Source organism: Campylobacter concisus, from assembly GCF_002914195.1.
Taxonomy (GTDB): Bacteria; Campylobacterota; Campylobacteria; order Campylobacterales; family Campylobacteraceae; genus Campylobacter_A; species Campylobacter_A concisus_M.
The window spans coordinates 1-469 of record NZ_PPAU01000135.1 but is presented as its reverse complement, the minus strand read 5'-3'; the positions used below and the strand labels follow the sequence as shown (position 1 = coordinate 469).

At 45.0% G+C, this 469-nt stretch carries 1 protein-coding gene; it reads left to right on the top strand.

Features of this window, described 5'->3' with window-relative positions:
• Nucleotides 1-147 precede the first annotated feature (147 nt).
• On the top strand, nucleotides 148-469 hold a 322-nt coding region (locus CYP28_RS09490), incomplete at its 3' end, for a glycosyltransferase family 4 protein (RefSeq protein WP_258034143.1).

Genomic DNA, 469 nt, shown 5'->3' with positions numbered 1-469 from the left:
ATGCGTGATATGAGCTACCGCGTTGTAGGTGGCATAAGCGCTGTAAGCAAAAACTGCTACGACTACCATAAATATGCCAAAAACTGCTAGGTCATGCAGAGACCAATTTGTATCGACGTGACAGAAAATTGCTAGAAGCAACATGTCATCTTATGCGGGAGGAGACGGTGGGCGGTAAAGGGCTATGTTTTCTATTTTGAGGCACTTAGCAAGATAGATAAGAGCTTGCTTGAAGGCTGGGAGATAAAGAGCGCAGGCAGTGATAGGCAGAAGACGGAACTAAAAAAAATGGCGTCAAATTTATGGCTTAACATCAGTTTTCTAGGTCACATGGGCGAAGTCACAAAGCTTTATAGTGAGGCAAAAATTTTTACGCTTAGCTCAAGAAGCGAGGGGCTTTCAAACGTACTAATCGAAACAGGCGCTTTTGGTTGCGCTAGGCTAAGTAGCGACACTGTGGGCGCAAGAG